At 40.3% G+C, this 22,102-nt stretch carries 24 protein-coding genes; 19 read left to right on the top strand and 5 right to left on the bottom strand.

Annotated elements, in window-relative coordinates; translation table 11 throughout:
• The first annotated feature begins 221 nt into the window (after positions 1 to 221).
• The 4 genes from selD (at position 222) to ACT29H_RS12015 (ending at position 3,551) form a co-directional block, all read left to right on the top strand.
• Complete coding sequence (gene selD / locus ACT29H_RS12030; RefSeq protein ID WP_444822024.1) at positions 222 to 1,262, top strand: selenide, water dikinase SelD; 1,041 nt, start codon at positions 222 to 224, stop codon at positions 1,260 to 1,262.
• A gap of 109 nt (positions 1,263 to 1,371) precedes the next feature.
• The gene (locus ACT29H_RS12025; protein ID WP_444821879.1) at positions 1,372 to 1,983 is read left to right on the top strand and encodes an SIS domain-containing protein; all 612 of its coding nucleotides are present in this window, start codon (positions 1,372 to 1,374) and stop codon (positions 1,981 to 1,983) included.
• Between the two features lie 118 nt (positions 1,984 to 2,101).
• Positions 2,102 to 2,644 carry an isochorismatase family protein gene (locus ACT29H_RS12020; RefSeq protein ID WP_444821878.1) on the top strand — a complete coding sequence of 181 codons (543 nt, stop codon included), beginning with the start codon at positions 2,102 to 2,104 and terminating at the stop codon, positions 2,642 to 2,644.
• Between the two features lie 4 nt (positions 2,645 to 2,648).
• Positions 2,649 to 3,551 carry a carbohydrate kinase family protein gene (locus ACT29H_RS12015; RefSeq protein WP_444821877.1) on the top strand — a complete coding sequence of 301 codons (903 nt, stop codon included), beginning with the start codon at positions 2,649 to 2,651 and terminating at the stop codon, positions 3,549 to 3,551.
• On the opposite strand, the gene ACT29H_RS12010 is transcribed toward ACT29H_RS12015, so the two are convergent.
• Positions 3,548 to 4,216 carry an HAD family hydrolase gene (locus ACT29H_RS12010; protein ID WP_444821876.1) on the bottom strand — a complete coding sequence of 223 codons (669 nt, stop codon included), beginning with the start codon at positions 4,214 to 4,216 and terminating at the stop codon, positions 3,548 to 3,550. The genes ACT29H_RS12015 and ACT29H_RS12010 overlap by 4 nt on opposite strands.
• Before the next feature lie 347 nt (positions 4,217 to 4,563).
• Between ACT29H_RS12010 and ACT29H_RS12005 the strand changes: the two genes are divergently transcribed.
• Entirely contained in the window at positions 4,564 to 5,016 is a 453-nt protein-coding gene (locus ACT29H_RS12005) for a hypothetical protein (RefSeq protein ID WP_444821875.1), read from the top strand.
• Positions 5,017 to 5,751: 735 nt separating this feature from the next.
• Positions 5,752 to 6,612 carry an SDR family oxidoreductase gene (locus tag ACT29H_RS12000; protein ID WP_444821874.1) on the top strand — a complete coding sequence of 287 codons (861 nt, stop codon included), beginning with the start codon at positions 5,752 to 5,754 and terminating at the stop codon, positions 6,610 to 6,612.
• A gap of 70 nt (positions 6,613 to 6,682) precedes the next feature.
• Here ACT29H_RS12000 and nfsB read toward each other — a convergent pair whose 3' ends face one another.
• A complete protein-coding gene (gene nfsB / locus ACT29H_RS11995) occupies positions 6,683 to 7,342 on the bottom strand; it encodes an oxygen-insensitive NAD(P)H nitroreductase (protein ID WP_444821873.1) in 660 nt (219 codons plus the stop codon).
• 219 nt (positions 7,343 to 7,561) lie between these two features.
• Here nfsB and ACT29H_RS11990 point away from each other — a divergent pair, with 219 nt between their 5' ends.
• The 11 genes from ACT29H_RS11990 to ACT29H_RS11940 all read left to right on the top strand — a co-directional run bounded on the left by ACT29H_RS11990 (position 7,562) and on the right by ACT29H_RS11940 (position 17,369).
• Positions 7,562 to 7,927, top strand: coding sequence for a winged helix-turn-helix transcriptional regulator (locus tag ACT29H_RS11990; protein WP_444821872.1), 366 nt, complete (start codon positions 7,562 to 7,564; stop codon positions 7,925 to 7,927).
• A gap of 268 nt (positions 7,928 to 8,195) precedes the next feature.
• Positions 8,196 to 8,903, top strand: coding sequence for a DUF554 domain-containing protein (locus ACT29H_RS11985; protein WP_444821871.1), 708 nt, complete (start codon positions 8,196 to 8,198; stop codon positions 8,901 to 8,903).
• Positions 8,904 to 9,061: 158 nt separating this feature from the next.
• Positions 9,062 to 10,510, top strand: a complete 1,449-nt coding sequence (locus tag ACT29H_RS11980; RefSeq protein WP_444821870.1) for a RapZ C-terminal domain-containing protein — start codon at positions 9,062 to 9,064, stop codon at positions 10,508 to 10,510.
• 284 nt (positions 10,511 to 10,794) lie between these two features.
• On the top strand, positions 10,795 to 13,128 hold the full coding sequence (mbhE, locus tag ACT29H_RS11975; RefSeq protein WP_444821869.1) for a hydrogen gas-evolving membrane-bound hydrogenase subunit E: 2,334 nt from the start codon (positions 10,795 to 10,797) through the stop codon (positions 13,126 to 13,128).
• Positions 13,125 to 13,538: an MnhB domain-containing protein gene (locus ACT29H_RS11970; RefSeq protein ID WP_444821868.1), complete on the top strand. Its 414-nt coding sequence runs from the start codon at positions 13,125 to 13,127 to the stop codon at positions 13,536 to 13,538. The genes mbhE and ACT29H_RS11970 overlap by 4 nt, the downstream gene beginning before the upstream one ends.
• The gene (locus ACT29H_RS11965) at positions 13,526 to 13,879 is read left to right on the top strand and encodes a sodium:proton antiporter (protein ID WP_444821867.1); all 354 of its coding nucleotides are present in this window, start codon (positions 13,526 to 13,528) and stop codon (positions 13,877 to 13,879) included. The genes ACT29H_RS11970 and ACT29H_RS11965 overlap by 13 nt, the downstream gene beginning before the upstream one ends.
• Complete coding sequence (locus ACT29H_RS11960; RefSeq protein WP_444821866.1) at positions 13,876 to 15,381, top strand: proton-conducting transporter transmembrane domain-containing protein; 1,506 nt, start codon at positions 13,876 to 13,878, stop codon at positions 15,379 to 15,381. Before ACT29H_RS11965 ends, ACT29H_RS11960 begins: the two co-directional genes overlap by 4 nt.
• A 130-nt stretch (positions 15,382 to 15,511) precedes the next feature.
• Positions 15,512 to 15,829 carry a Na+/H+ antiporter subunit E gene (locus ACT29H_RS11955; RefSeq protein ID WP_444821865.1) on the top strand — a complete coding sequence of 106 codons (318 nt, stop codon included), beginning with the start codon at positions 15,512 to 15,514 and terminating at the stop codon, positions 15,827 to 15,829.
• A 1-nt stretch (position 15,830) separates the two neighbouring features.
• Entirely contained in the window at positions 15,831 to 16,115 is a 285-nt protein-coding gene (locus ACT29H_RS11950; RefSeq protein WP_444821864.1) for a monovalent cation/H+ antiporter complex subunit F, read from the top strand.
• Positions 16,115 to 16,417: a monovalent cation/H(+) antiporter subunit G gene (gene mnhG / locus ACT29H_RS11945; RefSeq protein ID WP_444821863.1), complete on the top strand. Its 303-nt coding sequence runs from the start codon at positions 16,115 to 16,117 to the stop codon at positions 16,415 to 16,417. Before ACT29H_RS11950 ends, mnhG begins: the two co-directional genes overlap by 1 nt.
• A 196-nt stretch (positions 16,418 to 16,613) precedes the next feature.
• Entirely contained in the window at positions 16,614 to 17,369 is a 756-nt protein-coding gene (locus ACT29H_RS11940) for a sugar phosphate nucleotidyltransferase (protein WP_444821862.1), read from the top strand.
• A 6-nt stretch (positions 17,370 to 17,375) separates the two neighbouring features.
• Here the strand turns inward: ACT29H_RS11940 and nhaD are convergent, their stop codons facing one another.
• The 3 genes from nhaD to ACT29H_RS11925 all read right to left on the bottom strand — a co-directional run bounded on the left by nhaD (position 17,376) and on the right by ACT29H_RS11925 (position 20,125).
• Positions 17,376 to 18,758: a sodium:proton antiporter NhaD gene (gene nhaD, locus ACT29H_RS11935; RefSeq protein ID WP_444821861.1), complete on the bottom strand. Its 1,383-nt coding sequence runs from the start codon at positions 18,756 to 18,758 to the stop codon at positions 17,376 to 17,378.
• Positions 18,759 to 18,976: 218 nt separating this feature from the next.
• Positions 18,977 to 19,246, bottom strand: coding sequence for a DNA-binding protein (locus ACT29H_RS11930; protein WP_444821860.1), 270 nt, complete (start codon positions 19,244 to 19,246; stop codon positions 18,977 to 18,979).
• Between the two features lie 186 nt (positions 19,247 to 19,432).
• A complete protein-coding gene (locus tag ACT29H_RS11925; protein ID WP_444821859.1) occupies positions 19,433 to 20,125 on the bottom strand; it encodes a phosphatase PAP2 family protein in 693 nt (230 codons plus the stop codon).
• 102 nt (positions 20,126 to 20,227) lie between these two features.
• Here ACT29H_RS11925 and ACT29H_RS11920 point away from each other — a divergent pair, with 102 nt between their 5' ends.
• Together ACT29H_RS11920 and ACT29H_RS11915 are read left to right on the top strand one after the other, a co-directional pair.
• Entirely contained in the window at positions 20,228 to 21,160 is a 933-nt protein-coding gene (locus tag ACT29H_RS11920) for a diacylglycerol/lipid kinase family protein (RefSeq protein WP_444821858.1), read from the top strand.
• Positions 21,161 to 21,525: 365 nt separating this feature from the next.
• The gene (locus tag ACT29H_RS11915) at positions 21,526 to 22,098 is read left to right on the top strand and encodes a YceI family protein (protein WP_444821857.1); all 573 of its coding nucleotides are present in this window, start codon (positions 21,526 to 21,528) and stop codon (positions 22,096 to 22,098) included.
• Positions 22,099 to 22,102: the final 4 nt, after the last annotated feature.

Here is a 22,102-nt window from a genome sequence, read left to right as displayed (position 1 = left end):
TTTTTGGGGATGAAACGAGCATGACAGTATGAGATTGTCACAAAAGAGTATGTATAAACCCCGAGTCATGCGAGTTCCATCAGACCAATGGATTAACCAATTTTTATACTGATGAAACGAGCATGGCGACTTTTGCCACAAAAGGACATGTATAAATTTGGCTAAGCCATGTGAGTTCCATTCGACCAATAACATAGATAAAATTTATACGGATGAAAAGTATGGATTTCGATTTGCTGAAAACCGTTGAATATGGTGGATGTTCCGCCAAATTGCCCCCAGGAGAACTGGCCGGTATCTTATCCAAGTTGCCACAGATGCACCATCCTAATATAATGGTTGATATAGAGACGCATGATGATGCAGGGGTTTACAAACTCAATGATGAAACGGCACTGATTTTTACGACCGATTTTTTCCCTCCAATTTGTTCCGATCCATTTGAATTTGGCGAGATTGCTGCCACCAATGCTTTGAGTGATGTTTATGCCATGGGTGGAACCCCTTTGTTGGCTTTGAATCTGGTGATGTTCTCTACTGTGGAGATGCCTTTGTCGGTCTTTGCGAAGATTTTGGAGGGTGGTTATAACAAAGTAAAAGAGGCCGGAGCGCTGATTATGGGCGGTCATACCATTGAAGATCATCCGCCCAAATACGGGCTTGCAGTGGTCGGTACGATTCATCCAGAAAAGCTGATAACTAATGCGGCGGCACGGCCGGGCGATATCCTGGTTCTTACCAAGCCTTTGGGAATTGGTGTTATGGTGGCTGCCAAACGGTTGAATATGGCCCGCGAAGAGGCATATAGAACTGCGCTCGATCAGATGAAAATGCTCAATAATGTGGGGCGGGATGTCATGGTGCGTCATGGTATTAAATGTGCTACCGATGTCACCGGTTTCGGATTGTTGGGCCATGCCCTTAAGATGGCACAGGCCAGTGGGGTGAGTTTGGCCATCAAAAGCAAGGCGTTGCCAATAATCAGTCAGGCCGAACAGTTGGCTTATGATGGTTGCATCCCCGGTGCTGCCTTCCGGAATCTTGATTTTGTTCAATCCTCACTGCATGTGGCCAAATCGGCCGAACCCCACCTGAAAATGCTGGCTACGGATGCTCAGACTTCAGGCGGTCTTTTGATGTGCGTACCCCAGGAGAAAGCAGAGGCGGTTCTCAACGAACTGAAAGCGAGTAAGGGGCTTTCTCAGGCGGCCATAATTGGAGAAGTCCTGCCCAAAACACGAAAGTCCATTTATCTGGAGTAATGCCATACGTCACAGTTATTCCCTTTCTTTTTCCTATTTTTACCTTAAATTTTCAGTGAGGTGGTCAGGCTACCTTTCGTTCTTTACTCATAAACTTAAAATCTTTATAATGCATAAACAGGAAATACAGTCACTCTTGAACATTGAAGCGCAGGCGGTTGCTTCTATTCCCATTACCGACGAATTCGGAAAAGCGCTTGACCTTATTTACGAATATGTGCACAACAGAAAAGGCAAACTCATTACCAGCGGGATGGGGAAAGCCGGGCAAATTGCCATTAACATGGCCACCACCTTTAGCAGTACGGGAACTCCCTCTGTTTTTCTGCATCCCAGCGAAGCGCAGCATGGCGACCTGGGGGTGGTCCAGGAAAATGATGTCATGTTGTTGATTTCCAATTCGGGTAAGACACGAGAAATTCTAGAGCTGATTGATCTGGCCAAGGGGCTTCGTCCAGGTATCCCTTTTATTGTTATTACCGGGAATAAGGAATCTTTACTGGCCGAAGCTGCTTCGGCATGCCTCTTTACCGGCAATCCCCCGGAAGTGTGTGCATTGGGACTAACACCTACGACCTCTACTACCACCATGACTGTGATTGGCGATGTTCTCGTTGTCCTGATGATGAAACGTATCGGTTTTTCCAATCACGATTATGCCCTGCGACACCACGGTGGATATCTGGGTGACAAATCCCGAAAGGCAGCAGGATTAGAGTGATCGGGAGATAGATTGTTCGGCGATTGGGTTGGCAGGAGATGGAATTCACAATTCTGAAACCCGAACCCAATTACTAGAAACTTTGAACGAACCACTAAAAAACATAAACTAAAAAAGTATGAGAATATTAAAAGATCAGTCACTGGCTATGGTGGTGGATGTACAGGAGCGGCTGTTTCCTCATATTCACGACTACGAATTGTTGGAGAAAAATATGCAATTATTGGTCAAAGGGTTAAAAGTGTTGGAAATTCCCTTTGTGGTAACCGAGCAGTATAAAAAAGGACTGGGCGATACGATTCCATCGCTGGAGACTATGGTTAAAGTGGATCCTCACTTTGAGAAACTCGCTTTCAGCTGTTGTGATGACCCGGCCATCATGGAGAAGATTGAGACTTCGACCAAAAGATTTATTATTCTGGCAGGTATTGAAGCGCACATATGCCTGCTCCAAACGGCCATTGATCTCATAGAAAGAGGTTATAGGCCTGTCGTTGTGGAGGATTGTGTGGCCTCACGAAATCCGGAGAACAAACGCATCGCGATTACTCGTATGCAGCAGGAAGGAGTGCTTGTTACCAGTGCTGAATCTTTGCTGTTTGAGCTGTGTCGGGTCGCCGGAACAGATTCGTTTAAAGCCATTTCCAAACTGGTAAAATAGAAGGATGGCACGGATATTTGGCTTGGGCGAAACTGTATTGGACGTTGTTTTTAAAGAGGATCGACCTGTCTCGAGTCAGCCAGGCGGGTCGGCTTTTAATGCATTGGTTTCTCTGGCCAGAATAGGTCATCAGGTGGAGTTGATTAGCGAGATTGGAGCCGATCAGGTGGGGAGAAACATTCTGTCTTTTTTAGAGAAAAATGGGGTGGGTACCCGGTGGATTCACCATTTCTCATCCGGAAAAACACCCGTTGCACTGGCATTTCTCGATCAGGACAATAATGCCCGGTATCAGGTGTATAAAGATTTTCCGGATGATCGATTCCAAATTGAAACGCCCGACTTTCAAGCAGGAGATATTTTACTTTTCGGCTCTTTTTTTGCGGTTAATCCGGTGTTGCGTCCGAAAGTCAGAGAGCTGCTTGTAGAAGCCCGAAACAGTGGCGTTTTTCTAATCTATGATCCTAATTTCCGGAAAAACCATATGGATGGCATTGATGTTTACCGGCCCATCATAGAAGATAATTTCAAGTTGGCACATTTGGTTCGGGGCAGTGATGAGGATTTCCAAACCATTTACGGAGATATTACCATAGAGGAGGCTTTGGATAAAATCCGATTCGGCGGTGCGCATGCCATCATTACCGCCAATGCCAATGGTGTTCATGCCTTGATTGATGGAGAGCGCATCTTTGTGGAAGCCCATCCCATAGATCCGGTGAGCACCATCGGAGCCGGCGATAATTTTAATGCCGGTATGGCCCATGGATTGATTCGGTCGAGAGATACCGGTCTGCAGTTATCTCACTGGAAAGAGATTCTCAAAGGTGCTGTTGAATTCTCGACCAATGTGTGCCTTTCGCTAGACAATTATATTTCTAACGATTTTGCTACCGCGGTTCTTTAGATGGCCTTTAGAAAATTTCGAATTTCATCTGCTGTTTTAACCACCGTGCCGGCTCCCGATTCGTGAAGAATCTCATCGGGCAAAGGACCTGTATTAATGGCAATTGTAAAGATTCCTGCCTGAACAGCTGCTTCGACACCTAATGGTGCATTTTCAATGACAACAGCTTCCGACGGAGAACAGCCTGCTTTGTGCAGCGCTTTTTCATATGGCTCCGGGTCGGGTTTGCATCGATTGACATCCCAGCCGGTAACTAAATCCTCCTTCTCAACACCATAATCGTTTTTGAGGCGGTTGAGCAGTGCCGGTTGCTTCGAGCCTGTAACCACTATCACTCTGATATTTTTATTGCATATTTCCTGCATTAGAGCCTGCATACCGGGAATCATGGCTGCCGGGGGCATCTTATTCATCAGGCGCGTTTTTTCAGCATATATTGCTTCTGTCTCTTGCAAGGTGGCTTCCCTGCCGGAGACTTCCCGGATCACCTTTTGTATTGTATCGTCTCCTGTTCTGCCTTCGTTCATGTAGGAAGCCCTCTCGGGGAAATCTATTCCGAATTTTTTAAAAGCGACAACCCATGTTTCCACATGGTGTTTCATGCTGTCGTATAAAACGCCGTCCATATCGAAAAATACGGCACGGATATTTGTCGGTCGGTTCATTGATGATAGTTTTAAGAGCGCAAAGGTAAAAAAAGTAATGGGATTGGATAAGAGATGGTGCTTGCTGGTAAAAGAACCTTTTTATGCCGTAGAAAAAATGTTTGGCTTTCAAGTGTGAAAAAGTAATGCGGCCAATCAAGTCCTTTTTCCCTGAGAAGTGATAGGTAAAAAGAAAAATCAAATTACAAGCTTTAATCAGTTGTTGTTATTATTAAAGTTATTATAGATATACACCCGTTTGGAATTTGAATATTGGAAATAAAGGTCAGATGCATTTGTTTTTATATTTTTGGACCCTAAATTAATTGATTCGCCAAGCGGCATATTTGCCCTTTTTAATAAAAACTATGATTATAAAGCTTGAAAGACGAACTTCAGACATCAAAAGACTTCAAAGAGCCTGGGATGTTGTCGGGTCTTTATTGTCGGAATTGCAAAAAAGAGAGATCCCGGCCGATTTACAAGAAACGATCAATAATAAGATTGTTGAAATAAATGCATATGAAGGAAGCGATAAAGACCTTTTGAAGCTTTTGGAAAAACTTTACGTGGAGGTGTTGAAATTAATCAAAGAAAGACTGGGTATCACACCACAAAAATATTATCAAAACATGTGGCTCTCATTTGGAATGGCCATCTTCGGATTACCACTTGGCGTCATGATGTCAACCATTACAGGGAATATGGTCTTTCTGGCTCTTGGGTTACCCATAGGACTCACATTGGGATTGGCCATCGGAAGATCTAAAGATAAAAAGGCAATGGCCGACAAAAAACAGATTAAAGTTGAAGAATGGTAACAAGCCCTATCCCTTATCGAATACTTTTATATTGTCTGAAAACAAAGCAATACTCTTCAATTTGTGACGACTTGAGATTGGATCATTCGCTTTTGTGAAAAATATTTCCGTAATTGCTATACGGATCTATCTGAATCAACCCTGTGGGTGCAGGCGCATAGAACTTTTCCCCAATTGGATATAATGGTCTTATTCCTGGAGATTTTACCCCCCCCCTGTTCCATGTGTTTGGATAGGGTTTGATGCCATTATGTTTTACCAGGAGTCCGACCGTATGAAAACCAATCAAGTTTTCAGAATGGTCTTGTTTGCCGGAACCATAATTTCGTCGTTTTTGGCTCCCTGAATAGTGGTATCGGTCTGGATTTGTCCACTTCCGGATGTGATTCAGGAACAGCAGAATGAAGTTCTTTTTGGGGCGTCGCCGGCATTGTGGTTTATGTTGATAAGGCTGGTGGTCCACCGGAGATTCATGCCGCGGAGGGCATGCAAGAAAATAGAAAATCTACTCATCCATCTATGTTTACCTGCATACGGGGTTGTTTTCGGACAACCAGAGCGTTGGCTTATACCACAAGAAAATTGATGCCGTAGTCCTTCAATTTACCAATACCACCGATTTTAACGGATATCAATAGTGTCTGTCGGAAGCGTTGTACACTAGGAATGTGACGATATTGAAAAGAGATAAAGATTCGTTTAAGATTTCCAAAAGGATTTATAAATACCAAAACAATGAAAAAAAATGTATTAATTACGGGAACTTCCTCGGGAGTAGGATTTGAGTGTGCGGTTTTGTTTGGCCGGAACCATTATAAAGTATATGCATCGATGCGTAATCCCGACAAGGGAGATAAACTGCGAAAAATAATTGAGGAGGAGAATTTAAATATGGAGATCATACCTCTGGATGTTACGGACCTATCCACGATTCAATCGGCGGTGGACAGTATTATAGCTAAAGATGGAAGAATTGATGTTTTAGTGAACAATGCCGGGGCCGGATTTGGTAAGACTGTAGAGCAATCCACTGAGAAAGAGATTAGGTGGATTACCGATACTAATTATTTGGGTGTGGTATTTTGCACCCGTGCAGTTTTACCTTTTATGCGGAAACAAAAGCAGGGACATATCATCAATATATCTTCTGTAGGGGGCCTTGTGGGACAACCCTTTAATGAATTGTATTGTGGTGCCAAATTTGCGGTTGAAGGATTTGCTGAAGCATTGGCCACCTATGTGACGGATGCTTTTAATATTAAAATTACGAATGTGGAACCAGGCGGTATTTCCACCGAATTTATGTCTTCCGCCGTCGCTAAAACCACCGTAGAGGGACAGCTGTCCAAAGGAGAATATTTGCCCATCTTTGAAAGATATATGGCAGGAAACATGAAACGGGCGAACGAGAGTGAACAGCAAGTTTATCAGACTGGGCAAGAGGTAGCGCAGGTGGTTTTCTCGGTTGCGAAAAATGAAAACCCCCCATTGCGAGTTCGAACTTCCAAATGGGCTGAAGATTTTTGTCAACTCAAAACACAAGCTGATCCTGATGGAACCAAGCTTGTGCGTCAAATTAAAGAGAGCTTTTTATAGTCCGAAATTGGTCTAAGACAAGGTCGGAACTTTTCGCCCTCATAAAAGATTTTCTCCAAAGAATGAAGATTTAATAGAGTGTAATGATTTTATCTTCCGGCAATCTTGATTTGGGTGTTTTGTCCGGTGCATTAAAATCGGATGAGCTGTGGTAACCTACTGCAACAACAGCAATTGCTGTAAAACCTTTTTGACGCAGCTCAAACTCTTCATCGATGACTTTCAAATCGACCCCTTCCATCGGTACGGCATCCAGTCCCAGAAACGCAGCGCCCAACAAGAAAGATCCCATGTTAAGGTAAACTTGCTTTTCCATCCAATGTTGGAAATCTTTTAAATCGTAGCGGTGGATATCCGCAAACATATTGCGCGCTGCAAAAACTGTTTTTTTGATCTCCTCATTGGGGAAACGACCATCTATTTCTTCCTGTGAAATTAATTCTTGCATGTAATCTTCATCGGTACTTGTTCTGGAACAGAAAACAATGACGTGAGAGGCATTGATGATTTTTGACTGATTGAACTGAAACATTCCCTGAGCCCCTTTTGCGATTCGTTCTTTTCCTTCCCGTGTTTGGCCTATGATGAAATGCCAGGGTTGAATGTTGGTACTGGAAGGACTCATACGAAGTAATGCCTTCAATTGATGAAAGTCGCTTTCGGAGATCTTTTTGGAAGGGTCGAAGTCTTTTGTTGAATAGCGTCTGTTTAGTATTGCATTTAAGTTCATGAAGTAATTAGTTTTGTTTGTTTAAAATTTTATTTTGTTCAGATTCTACTCATTAATTTGATGGAATTTTGCCTATATATCCGCTGCGTTCATTTTTTAGAATACCTCTATTGGTGTAATTGTACTATAAAAATTATAGTTGCAAAAATAAGTATAGTCATATATCTTTGCAATAACGGTCTAAAAGGATAGTTTGAATATTGATTAAAACCGCAAACCATGTATCGAATCAACGGCAAAGAATATCCCTGCTGCACCAGCATAACTATGGGCATTATTGGAGGTAAATGGAAATCGGTAATTTTATTTCACCTGATGGAAGGTCCTCTTAGATATAGTGAATTAAAGAGAAAAATGGAGGGGGTGACCGAGCGAACATTGAGTTTGCAGTTAAAACAGCTGGAAGAGGATCGGGTTGTCCGAAGGGATGTATATGCCTCCAAACCGCCGTTGAAGGTAGAGTATTCTTTAACCGAATTGGGGAAAACATTGATTCCTCTTCTTAAATCCATTGCCAAATGGGGAGAATTTGTGGCGGCCAACCATTCAGAAAATGAAGTTGCCGGACCTTTATCGAAATATTAGTTTTTTACGATCACAAAACAATTGGTTCTCACGCTGATTTGGACCTTGGGTTACAATGTTATAAATAAGGTTGTGTGAATATTTCTTTGTTCGATTTCCATCATTTTTCTTTTTTCTTCAGGTTGGGAAAAGTATTTTTGTAGTTCATTCGTATAAAACTAATTTAAGTTATTGGCCGAATGGAACTCGCATGACAATGTGCTTCATTCATATTCTTTTGGAATAATCCCCAATTGTCATGCTCGTTTCATCTGTTAAGATGTAATAGATGACAGGTACTATAGTAAATGTGGTGTCAGTTCTGGCAGGAAGTATTTTGGGTTTGATATTTCGACATCGTCTTCCGCAACGTGTAGTGACAGTGGTGTTTCAAGGTGTCGGCCTGTTTACATTGGGACTTGGGATATCTATGTTTCTCAAGAGTCAGTGGCTGTTGGTGGTTATATTATCACTGGTTTTTGGTGGTATTGCCGGTAGTTTATTGAGAATGGAAGAAAAAACCGATCGTTTATCCGAACGACTCAAAAGAAGTTTAAGGTTTAGTGATGAGCGGTTTACCGAAGGTTTGGTGACCGCCTTTTTGATGTTTTGCATGGGGTCGCTGACCATACTGGGCGCGATTGAAGAGGGGATGGGCAATGGTCCGGAACTGCTTATAACAAAATCGGTACTTGATGGCTTTTCCGCAATGGCTTTGTCGGCTGCATTGGGGACAGGAGTTGTTTTTTCAGTGCTTCCTTTATTTCTGTTTCAGGGTGGTATCACGCTTTTATCCATGTGGTTGGGTAATTTTTTTGTTCGGTCGATGATCGATGCAATGACGGCCACCGGTGGTGTTTTGTTGGTCGGACTAGGCATCAATATCCTTAATCTTGCTAAAATTAAAGTTATTGAGTTAATACCGGCCTTGCTGTTTGTCATTTTATTTGGCTGGATGAAATACCAGAATTTATTTCCTTTTGTAATGGATTTTTAAGCTTTAAAAGCTGCTTATTGCTTTAAAAGGAGTGGATCCGTAAAGGTTGGGAGATAGCGTGGCAGACCACAATGGGGAGGTGTAAATTTTTTGCCTAAGAACCCATCAAAAAAAATAAAAAAAGATCTTTCAGTATAAATTAAAAAAAAACGTAAGCATTGAAAGAAAACGATCTGAATCAATTAAAGAAGATTTTTCAAAAATGGGCAGGAGAGGTAGTAGAGGTGGTTTCACCGCTTCCGCCATCTGGGTCTGACCGTATATACTACCGTATGACCGGATCAGACAGATATGCATTAGGGGTTGTCAATAGAAATGTGAAAGAAAACCGTGCATTTATCGGATTCAGCAGGCATTTTAAAACCTTGGGACTGAAAGTTCCGGAAATATATTACGTTGATGAATCAGAAAAGTACTATCTGATCGAGGATTTTGGAAATACTACACTTTATGATTGGCTTTCCAATAGCCGGTCGGGGAAAGAAATGCCTTCCGATATTGTCAGCTTTTATAAATCGGTGATTGATAATTTGGTGAAGTTTCAGCTCGAAGGAAAAGAGGGATTGGACTTTTCGTTATGTTATCCACGGCATAGCTTTGACAAACAATCCATGTTATGGGATTTGCACTATTTTAAATATTATTTTCTGAAACTTGCCAATATTCAATTCGATGAACAATTGCTGGAGGATGATTATCATCGATTTGCAGACTATCTGCAACAGGCAGAAAATGATTATTTTCTATACCGGGACTTTCAGTCGCGAAATGTGATGGTTACCCCTGATGGGCCTGCCTTTATAGATTATCAGGGAGGACGTCGTGGGGCACTTCAATACGATCTGGCCTCTTTGCTGTTCGATGCCAAGGCGGATATCCCTGCGGAGATTCGAGAAGAGTTGCTCGATTATTATATCTCGGTACTCAAAAAAAGAATTGATGTCAATGAAACAGCGTTTCGAAATTACTTTTATGGGTATGTTTTAATACGTATCATGCAGGCTATGGGGGCTTATGGTTTCAGGGGATTTTATGAGAAGAAAGAACATTTTCTGAAGAGTATTCCTTATGCTATTGATAATCTTAAATTTCTTCTTTCAAAAGTGGATTTGCCGGTTTCTTTGCCGGCACTGACAGATGCCTTGCAGCAGATAACCACGTCAAAAAAACTTCTGGAAATTAGTGAAAAAGCCAACCTGACGGTAATGGTTACCAGCTTCTCGTTTCGGCGTGGTATACCGGTGGATACCTCCGGTAATGGTGGCGGCTTTGTCTTTGATTGTCGTTGTATTCACAATCCGGGCAGGTATGATGAATATAAAAACAAGACCGGACGCCATCCTGATGTTATTGCCTTTTTTGAAAGAGAAAAGGAAATGGAAAATTTTCTAAGCGATGTTTTTTCCCTGGCTAATCAATCCATTCAAAAATATCTGAAACGAAATTTTAAACATTTAATGTTTAATTTTGGTTGTACAGGTGGTCAACATCGGTCGGTTTATGCTGCTGAAAAACTGTCTGCCTACCTGCGCAAACACTTTCCGGTTAATGTAATACTAAAACATCAGGAAATATTGACCTGGCCCGACGATAGTGTTGAGCGGTAACCGGCATAGAGATTTGGTGCAAAGGATAAAGTTGCTGATTCTATGATTGAAAGGATTTCAGTTTTCTGTTAAGTTCGTTGTTTTTTGATGGATTGTGTTGAGGGATAAATTACTTTGAGGAATTTTATACAAAAAGAAACCAGTATGGCAAAGAAGTGTAAGAGTAACAAAGAAATAAAACGCAAAGACTCCCATAAGTTTGAATGTTCCAAATGCGGACGAACGGCCAAAAAGAAAGTCAAACTTTGTAACCCCTTTAAAATTTAATTCATAACGAATTCTATATGGGGCAAGTGACAATAGCTATTATCGGCCTGATTTTTCTAATGGGTTTCATGGTTCCCTTTTTGCGGAAGGTTTTAAAAGATTACACCGGACGCATTATGGCTCTCGTTCCTTTTGCTTTGTTTGGAGTCTTAATGTATTTGTTTTTCGTTTTGCCGGATGAAACCTCCCGAATTTTGGATACGGGTTTACAGGTTGTACCGGAATTGTCTTTGGTTTTCAGGATTGATGGTCTGAGTCTGATTTTCGGGATCATGGTGAGTGGTATCGGAGGCCTGGTTTTGGGCTATTCCTCATTTTATATGGCCCACTACATTGGTCAGACAAAGTTCTACTTCTTCCTGGTATTGTTTATGGCTAGTATGCTGGGGTTGGTTTTTTCGGATAACCTGATGATTTTGTTCGTCTTTTGGGAATTGACCAGCATTACTTCATTTTTTCTGATTGGCTTTGAGCATGAAAAAGAAAAAGCACGTCAGGCTGCTTTGCAGGCACTTTTACTGACAGCCTTTGGCGGTTTGTGCTTGCTGTTTGCCTTGATAATGATTGGCAATATGGCTGGCACTTACAGTCTCAGCGAAATCTATGCTGAGGGATTTCGGTTTGGAGCTCATTCTAATTACTATCTTGTTTTTATTTTGATATTTATTGCGGTAGCCACCAAATCGGCTCAGTTTCCTTTTCATTTTTGGTTGCCTGGCGCTATGAATGCGCCCACTCCGGTAAGTGCCTATCTTCATTCTGCTACGATGGTGAATGCCGGCATCTTTTTATTGCTTCGTCTGAACCCTATTTTGGGTGGTACCATTATCTGGAAAACAGCCTTTGTTCTTACCGGCGGTATTACGATGTTTCTCGGCGCCTTTTATTCTCTTGGACAGAAAGATCTAAAACGGATTTTGGCTTTTACGACCATCAGCGCGCTAGGCACCATGGTTTTGCTGATAGGGATGAATAGTACTGCATCGATACAGGCGGCCCTGATTTTTTTCATCGTTCACGGTCTTTATAAAGGAGGGCTCTTTATGATGACCGGGATTATCGATAAAAATACCGGGACAAGAGATATAGACAAGCTTTCAGGATTGTTAAAAAAAATGCCTGTTACAGGTATTGCAGGTATTCTCTCATTGCTGAGTATGTCAGGGCTTCCCCCTATGTTAGGGTTTATTGGAAAGGAACTGATTTATGATGCAAAAATACAGATGCCGGAGCTTGCCTGGTTGGTGATTCCACTGGGAGTTACAGCCAATATGATTATGGTGGCTGTTTCATTGTTGATTTTTTATGAAATATTTCTTACCCCACGGAATAAGAAGGGCGTAGTGCTTAAGCAATCTGAAAAAAAGTTGCCGGCAAATTTCCTGCTGGGGCCGGTGGCATTGGCATTTGTAGGACTGGGACTTGGAATGTTTCCCGGATGGCTTGAAAAAATAGTCTCGAATGCTCTCTTTTACATACAATCAGAAAGTGTGGATGTGCATCTATCGCTATGGCATGGCTTTAATCAGGTGTTGCTGCTGAGCGTGTTCACTGTTGCAATGGGGATTGTTATTTTTGTGGCTAGAAAACCTGTTGGAGAACTGGTTAAGGTTATTATCCGCTGGACCGATCAATATTATCTTCCTGAACGTTTCAATCAGTTGATTAAGCGGTATCTGAGGATTGCGGGACGGCAAACCAATCGGATACAGCACGGTTACCATCGCTATTATTTGATCACCTTTTTTATGGTTACTTTTCTATTGGTGATGTATCATTTAATGGGATTAAGAGGCGATTGGGTCTCTATGGAGGATAGTAAACCCATAAAATGGGATGTGGTAATGGTTTTTGGCTTTTCGCTTATGGCGGTGTTGTTTGCCGTATTTACAAAATCTCGCATATCTGCTATTGTGTCTTTGGGTGTCCTAGGCTATGGAATCTCCGTTTTTTATATGTTTTATGGGGCTTTAGATCTAGCCATCACTCAATTTCTGGTGGAGACCATAATTATGGTCATTTTTGTATTGGTGATATATCATTTACCTAATTTCGCAATTCTCTCCAAGAGGAAGTCAAGGATTAGAGATGCCTTTATTGCTGCCGGAGTTGGGACAATGATTACTCTGCTATTGCTGAAAACTCGATTTGTTAATCTGGAGCCACCCATATCGGATTTTTTTGCACAAAACAGCTATTTGAAAGGGTATGGGCGAAATATTGTCAATGTCATATTAGTGGATTTTAGGGCTTTCGATACGTTGGGAGAAATTACCGTACTTGCATTGGCGGCAGCTGGTGTTTTTACCTTGTTGAGATTAGATCTGACCAAAAAGGAAAAGAAAAAATGAGAAACCTGATACTGGAGAAAATTGTCAACCTGTTTCTGTATTTATTAAATGGCTTTGCCGTCTTTCTGCTGTTAAGAGGGCATAATAATCCGGGAGGGGGGTTTATTGCAGGCATCATAGCTGCATCCGGTTTCTTGTTATATGGTATTGTTTTTGGGTCTGAAGCAGTTTTGAAAAAGTTGGGAACCAACCCTCGCTATGTGATAGGGGCGGGATTGCTCCTTGCGTTTGTATCGGCTATCCTTCCGATTTTTTTTCAGAAACCGCCAATGACCGCATTGTGGATTTCGATCGGAAGTTATCATCTAGGGACCCCTTTGTTATTTGATACGGGGGTGTTTGTTTTAGTGACAGGCATGATCGTATCCATCATTACCAACATAATGGATGTTTTAAAATGGAATTTGTAATTGCGATATTTATTGGAATGCTGTATGCATTAGGCGTCTATTTGTTGTTACGACGCAGCATTGTTAAGCTTATTTTAGGTGTTTTTGTGCTTAGCAATGCCACCAATCTCATTATTTTTTTGGCCGGAGCTGTCCGTCGGAGTGGAATTAGCTTCATTGGTACAGATGCACAACAAGCAACAACTGAGACGATGACAGACCCTTTGCCGCAGGCCTTGGTGCTAACTGCTATTGTCATTGGACTAGGAATTGCTGCTTATATTCTTGCATTGAAATACAAATATTTTGAGAAAACAGGAACACACGATTTAGATCAACTTAGTAAGACAGACCAAAAATGATAATATCGTTACCTATATTTTTGCCTTTGGCATTTATGATCTTTGCTTTTCTGTTTAGACATTACCATGGGAGAGAGTATGTTGCTGTTGGCGCTGCTGCCTTGAATTTAGTTGTTGCAATTGTTTTGGTTTCAAAAACCGACCAAGCAGGAATGTTGAAACTACAAATGGGGAATTGGCCTGCACCTTACGGTATTACGCTTGTAGCAGATCGTTTTAGCGCATTGATGGTCTTGGTAGCGGCGATTGTTTTTTTGGCCTCCATGGCCTATTCTGTCAATTCTCTAAGGTGGAAACACAAAAGTTTTGGATTTTATCTGTTTTCATTTGGCATCCTAATGGGGGTAAACGGCAGTTTCTTAACAGGAGATATTTTTAATTTATATGTTTGGTTTGAAGTAATGCTTATGGCCTCCTTTATATTGATGAGCCATGGTGGTGAGCGCATCCAGCTTGAAGGATCTGTCAAATATCTTATTCTAAATCTTATTTCCTCTTTCTTTTTTGTTGCCGGAATCGGATTACTTTACGGAAAATTAGGGACTTTAAATATGGCAGATATTGCATCAAAATTGATGAAGTACGATGCTCATTTTTCTACAGAAATAAATCCCTCATTTATTCTGATTTTTGTAGGATTTGCCATAAAAGGTGCGTTGGTACCTTTTTTCTTTTGGCTTCCGGCGTCGTATCATACGCCTCCACCGGTTGTTACAGCTCTTTTTGCCGGACTTTTGACCAAAGTAGGCATCTATTCGTTAATACGTTTTTATACGTTGTTTTTATTTCGGTTTGATGCATTTTGGCAACCATTAATTCTATGGGGGGCAGGATTGAGCATGGTTATTGGAGTGATAACTGCTACATCGCAGTTTGAATTTCGTAAAATTCTTTCTTTTCATATCATAAGCCAAATGGGTTATGTTATCATGGGGTTGGGCCTTTTTACCATTGCAGGTTTGGCCGGAGCTATCTACTTCCTGGCACATAATATGATTTCCAAGACCAATGCTTTTCTGGTAGCGGGTTATGTGCACCACCAAAAGGGAACGCTCAATTTGAAAAACCTTGGGGGTTATTACAAAGATCACCCACTTTGGGCGTTGTTTTTCTTTGTTTCAGCATTTAGTCTGGCAGGATTACCCCCGTTGAGTGGTTTTGTTGGAAAATTTTTGCTTATCAAGGCAGGGATTGAAGCAAAGATGATTGGCATTAGTTTGGTGGCTCTTTTCGTAGGTTTTTTTACGCTTTTTTCCATGATAAAAATATGGATGGAGGTATTTTGGAAACCTCAAACGGAAAACCAAGGGGCAGTCAAAAAAAATAATGAATATAAGAATGGTGATGGGATTAAGGTGGTATGGATGACTCTGGCTACCGGAGCAATGGCTTTAATTATCGTTTTGGGAGGCATCTTTGCATCTCCAATAGTGCAATATTGCACATTGGCATCCGAAAGCCTGTTAAATCCTCAGCAGTATATTGATTTTATTTTACCATGAAAAAATACTGCGAGTAAACTTGAAGAAATGAAACGAGCATGGCCATACGTTTCCCCCAAAGGAATATGTGTCAAATTTAGGTAAGCCTTGCGTGTTTCTCAGACCTATGAATTAGATAAATCGTAGACGGATGAAGCTTTTCTATATTTTATATTTTTTTGTTTTTTATGCCTATAAGGTGGTGGAATCGGGGTTTGCCGTATCCTTTCAGATTCTCAAGGGGAGTAGAGGGGCTGATGGCATTCTGATTGAATACCATCCGGTTGTAAAAAAGAGTTGGCAGGTGGTGTTGCTCTTTAATCTTATCAGTATGACGCCAGGTTCAATGAGTGTTGATATCAAAAGAGAAGACAATACGATTCTGGTGCATTTGTTGAATCGGAAGGATCGATCACAATTTATGGCTGCCACTGGGAAATTGGAACGTTTATTATTAAAAACCATGTGATATGGAAAATTCTGAATTTTTTTTGGAGTATGCAGCTCAATTGGCTTTATATATTTTTGCTTTCAGTTTGGTTTTTCCTCTTTATCGATTATTTAAAGGACCTTCATTACCCGATAGGGTGGTGGCTCTCGATCAGATCGGAGTAATTATTGTAGGGATGATGATATGTGAGGTTGTTTACACTCGAGAGAAATTGTTGCTGGATGTTGTGATGATTGTATCAGTTATATTAGTTTTTAGCTCAATGATTATAGCTAGATACTTGTATAAGCAAAACGAAGAATAATGATAGAAATAATTGTTGGAATTATTTTGTTTTTGAGTGCTTTGGTTGTATTAATTGCTTCTGTGGGTATATGGAGGTTTAAAAATCTTTATGCTCGTATGCATGTGGTCACCAAAGTGTCTTCATTAGGTTTGCTGCTTTTACTGGCAGGGGTAAATTTGTTGTTTCGTGACTGGTATATATTTTTTAAGTCGGCCATTATTTTTGGGGTGTTGGTATTCTTATCTCCTGTGGCTGTACATGTTATAGCGAGAGCGGCTCGAATTGTAAAAATTCCCGGAACAACTAACCGGACTGAATAGATTTCTGATAGGATTATATCGCTTGAAAATTGCCTGCGTCTGAATTCTTTTGGCAGTGGTCGATAGAGCCTATTGAAATGACATAGCTCCTTTTTGCTTAATGTATAATTAAGAGCTTTGGATGCTGTCAGACACGAACTATAGTATTTATTTTGAAGGGGGTTGTTTCCCCGAAATGAACAAGAAAAAATCTTCCATGAACGCAATGATATTTGCCGCCGGACTCGGCTCCCGTCTTCGTCCCCTAACCAATAATAAGCCCAAGGCTTTGATGGAAATTAAAGGAATTACGATGCTTGAACTTGCATTGAAAAAACTTGAAAATGCAGGAATTTCAAAAACCATTGTTAATGTTCATCATCATCGGACACAGGTCATTGATTTTTTAAAAAATTACGAGTCATCCGATATGGAGATAGTTATTTCTGATGAAAAAGAAAGACTTCTTGATACGGGGGGTGGGTTGTTTAAAGCGCAAAATTTATTCGATGCCAATACGCCGGTGCTCCTTTACAATGTTGATATTGTTACCAATGCGAGCCTTATTCCTTTTATTCGTTTCTACGAAAAGGAGAAACCTCTTGTTTGCCTAATGGTAAAGCATCGACCAACAAGTCGATATTTATTATTTAATGAAAAGATGGTCTTGTCTGGGTGGGAAAATGCTAACACCGGAGAAAAAATTGTTGTTCGGCCTCAACCTATAGTTAAACCTTTCGGGTTTCAAGGGATTCATATAGTGAGTCCGGAATTATTTGGTTTCCCTGCGAAAAAAGAGGTCTTCTCCATTATGCAACTTTATCTGAACCTTGGGAGAAAAAGTATAATAAAAGGATACGAAACCAAAGATGATATTTGGTTTGATATAGGTACGCCCGAAAAATTGGAAAATACCAGGGAAAGAATAGAATTACTTTCACCTGGTGAATGGAAACGTTTTTTTGATGCTTAATTTTACTTAGGAAAACATTAAAATGTAGGTCCCTGCTCCTGCCAAATAACCAATCAGTGCCGGAATAGAAATCCGCCTTAGATACCAGAAGAAGGGAATGCCCTCTAGGCTCATGGCTGCAACTCCGGCTGCAGAACCTATAATTAATATACTTCCACCGGTACCCGCACAATAGGCCAAGAATGACCAAAAATGTCCATTTATAGCGAAATTAGCCATAAAGCCCGGATCTGATACTTGAGAAATGTCGTACATCCCCATGGAGGCTGCTACGAGCGGAACATTGTCAACCACCGATGAAAGAAAGCCAATGATTAAATTTATTCCGAAGATGTTGGAAATATTATTATCCAACCATTGAGCCAACAAATTTAAATGACCGGCCGTTTGTAATGCTGCAACTGCAAGTAATATCCCCAAAAAGAAAAGAATAGATGCCACATCCACTCTTTCTAGTATCTTAACAATACTTAATTTCCTTTTGTCCAGAAAATGTTTACGTTTCAAATGTCGGTCTGTATATATCCAAAGCGCACCGAGTCCCAATAGCATGCCGAGGAAGGGAGGAAGTTGGGTGAGGCCTTTAAATACGGGCACAGCTACCAGGGCTGAAATTCCAATGATTAAAATTTTTAACCGATCTTTATAGGGGATGAATTCAGCCGTTTCTTCTGCTTCAAGTAAGGGTCTTGAAGTGGCTCCTTTCATTACTAATGAGAAAATGCTCAAAGGAACAACCATTGATACCAAACTTGGCAGCAAAAGTGATTTAACAATTCCTGCTGCCGTCACCTGCCCCCCAATCCATAGCATAATGGTTGTTACATCTCCCATAGGCGACCAGGCTCCTCCTGCATTGGCCGCAAGGACTACCATTCCTGAAAATAACCATCTGTTATCCTGCTTACTTAATAGCTTTTGTAAAAGGGTTATCATGACGATAGTCGTGGTTAGGTTGTCCAATACCGCTGATATGAAAAAAGTAATAAAGCTAATGATCCATAATAATTTAATTCGGTTGGTGGTATGAATGCGGTCAGTAATGATTCTGAAGCCCTGATAACGGTCGATTACCTCAACTATTGTCATGGCGCCCAGCAGAAAGAATATGATGGATGCCACATCACCCAAATGCTCAATGGCCGCGTGATGGGTAATGAAGTCCATTGCAGTCTTCGCTGTTTCTTTACCAAATTCTGCCGAATAATCTAGCCAATTGGTATTTAAACCCAATTGCAAAATGGCTGGTCCATCAATTACTAATAAGGTCCACAGTAATGCCCCGGTCACAAGGGCGGAAGCAGCTTTGTCAATCTTATTAACGTGCTCAAAGACAATAAACCCGTAGCCTATCACAAAGACTACAATCATGGCGTAAAAAAGAATCATAGTATAATTTTTAACAGGGATTTATTTTCAGGGAGGCAAATGTACATCTTAGATTTTTTTTTATTTCCTGATTGGGGCATTTTAATATTGTTTAACGCAAGGATTCTGACAAGGCTCTGTTTAAAGAGGAAAAAAAAGGGTGTTTCCGTTAAAGAAAACACCCTTTTTGATGGTCCATAAAAAACAAATCCCTATCTGTTCTTAGATAAGGAGTTAAATTAATTAGTCATATTGACTTCTCTTTTGCCCTCTATTATTTCCCGGGCCATTTCAAGAATGGTCGTGTCATCCAGTTCAACGATTCCACCATCCGGGCCCTGTTCTAAATGAATTCCAATACTTTTACCCCGATCGTAGTTGGCACCTCCAAAATAGTTCCTTACCGTTTCTACATCGAGGTTTAAGGCCTCAGCAATGCTTCTCATGCTTCCCTCAGGAAGACTGTCCTTGATCTTCCTGAGCTGATTGAACGTTATTGTTGTACCCATAATTGAAAATGTTTTTAAAGGTTATTGATAGAATTTAAAAATAGGAATAAAAAAATAGATTTAAAATAGAATTAACATTCAAGCTATGGGTTTTAACAATTATTATATTCTGCTGTTTTGATCAAAGAGGAAGATGATTTGTCAATTGTTTGATACTAAGTTGAAAATGAAAAAAAACTTGGGGTTTTACATTAAATCAAGAATCAGGCGCGCGGAAATAAAAACAAGAATTATGGTTAGAATTCCCGTAAATATTATCGGGGTGGTTTTTGATGATCGGTTATCAGTTCCGTTACTTTTTGAATATCCATTTTCTTTTTCAATAGTGAAACGTTTTGACACTTTCGTGTAAAGCCAGAAAACAAACCATCCCAACAATGAACCGAGTATAAGCCCGCCCATAATATCTCCTGGATAATGAAGTGCCATATATATCCGGGAATAGCTGTTTAGCGTAGCCCAAAATAGAATGAAAATGGAATACCAACGGTTTCTGAATAATAATAATGAAAATACGGCTAAACCGAAAGAATTAGTAGCGTGAGATGACACAAAACCATATTTCCCCCCCCTCTTGCCGTTGAGAAGATCTACCAAACCCGATAAGGCCGGTTCCCGAGAGGGTCTTAAACGTTCAAAACCTTCTTTGAAAATATTCGTAGAAATCTGATCACATAAAACAATCAAAAGAGTTAGAGCAAGAAGTGTGATAATTCCTTTTTTACCTTGGTCCTTGAATATGACATATAGGAGCGTAAGGTACATGGGGACCCATATGATTTTGCTGGTTATCACCCAAAAAAAATTATCAAATAACGGTGAGGTAAATGAGTTGAGATAGAGAAGCAGTTCTTGATCAAATTGAATTATTGTTTCCACTTTTTTTATTTCAAAGAAAATAAAAATTTTTCAATCAGCACCACTCGTGTCGTATCAAAGATATTATGTATAAATTTGCCTTTCAAAAGTAACGATAGAAGAATGACCAAAAAAGTATTGTTTATTATAAATCCCGCTTCAGGGCCAGGACGGCGTAAAGAATTAAAAAATGCATTGTTAAAGGAAGCTGAAATCTTGGGATTTGATGTGGTTTATTCTAAAAAACCGGGACATGCTTTTAGTCTTAGTTCACAAGCTGCTGGAGAGTATGATATTGTGGTGGCTGTTGGAGGGGATGGAACGGTGAATGAAGTGGGCCGAGGGCTTCTTCATTCTTCCACTTCGCTTGGAATAGTACCTGTCGGTTCGGGTAACGGGTTGGCTCGCTTTCTCCAAATTCCTTTGAAAGTCAATCGGGCCATGGAAGTAATCCGGAAAGGGTCGGTTAAATCAATAGATGTCATTCGAATTAATAATTTTTATTCTTTTAATGTTGCTGGAGTTGGCTTCGACGCTTATATTAGTCACCAGTTTGCCCATAAGAAAAAGCGTGGACCGTTGGCTTATTTGCAATTAATCTCCAAAGAGTTTCCCAAATACAAATCTGAGCACTATTCACTAACAGTAGATGGTGAATCTATTGAAATGGATGCTTTTCTTATCAGCTTTGCCAATTCCAGTCAATATGGGAATAACGTTCATATTGCACCAGGGGCCCTCATTGATGACGGGCTTATTGATGTTTGCCTGATTAAGGATTTTCCGAAATTTTCTGCACCGGCTTTATTGTTCAGTTTATTGGATCAATCCATCGATAAGAGTAAATATGATACTATTCTTAAGGCTCGTAAAATAAAAATCCAGCATCCAAGTCCTTTGCTTGGTCATATTGATGGAGAACCTGTTCATTTTGGGAGAGACGCTGATATCGAAATATTGCCACTTTCTCTCAATGTGATTATTCCTCCCGATGATTTACGAGAAACTACTCATCTCTTACAGCCAATAATGGAAATGATTCCCTTAGGGATTTAACATGGTTTTCAGTAATTTTTTTGATGATAGTTGTTCGCGGCACTTAGCTTAAGGCATCATTCTTTAGTTAATTTGTGGATCTTAATTGAATCTTATCAGGATGTCCTAATTTGTGTTCGATGATCCGAGGCTTAACTGAAAGAAATTAGGAAAGAAAGGATATGCCTTAATCTTCATGGGGTAGCTTATTTTTCTGCTTTTATTTGTTAATGTCTGTGTTGTAATAATCTGTAAATGTAATTATTAGGTTGTTATTTGGTGTTTCTGGTGAGGAGTAAAAAACCTAAGAAATTAATGCTGAAATATTTGTACTTTGGTATTTTATACTACCTTTGCGATAGGAAAGGAATTAAAAAAAATAAAACATGAGTAAAAATGCATTAATGGCTCTTCTGGTGTTGATATTAATGCTGGGAAGTCAACTGGTTTTAGGACAGGTTGTTAATCTTACGGGTGAAGCCAGTTCCGTAAAAGTATCGGGTACTTCAACACTCCATGACTGGGAAATGAGTCTCACAACATTTAAAGCTTCTGCCCATTTAGATAAGAAAGACGATGGTACTTATTTTCTTTCAAAGGCAGAGTTTACGGCAAAAGGAGCTGACCTGAAGGGCGACAAATCAATGATGAATAATAAAGCCCATGAAGCTTTAAAAGTAGATGACTTTCCGGAAATTTCATTTTATCAGAAAGAGGCTTTTGAAATCAAGGAAGGTGAAGATGAATATTCCATTTTGGGAGAGCTTTCTTTTGCCGGAAAAAGAAAGTCGGTAACCATTCCTTTGAAAATATCATTAACCGCTCAAAATGAATTGTCAATAAGTGGCGAAACCTCATTGAAAATGACTGACTTTGACATGGAGCCACCGTCGGTGATGTTTGGTACCATTAATACCGATGATTTGGTAAAAGTTAGTTTTAATTTGACCTTAAAATAGAGTT

The sequence above is a fragment of the Thermophagus sp. OGC60D27 genome (genome assembly GCF_052400625.1).
Lineage (GTDB): Bacteria > Bacteroidota > Bacteroidia > Bacteroidales > Marinilabiliaceae > Thermophagus.
Note: the sequence above shows the minus strand (reverse complement) of the source record. Positions and strands in the feature narration are given on the sequence as shown.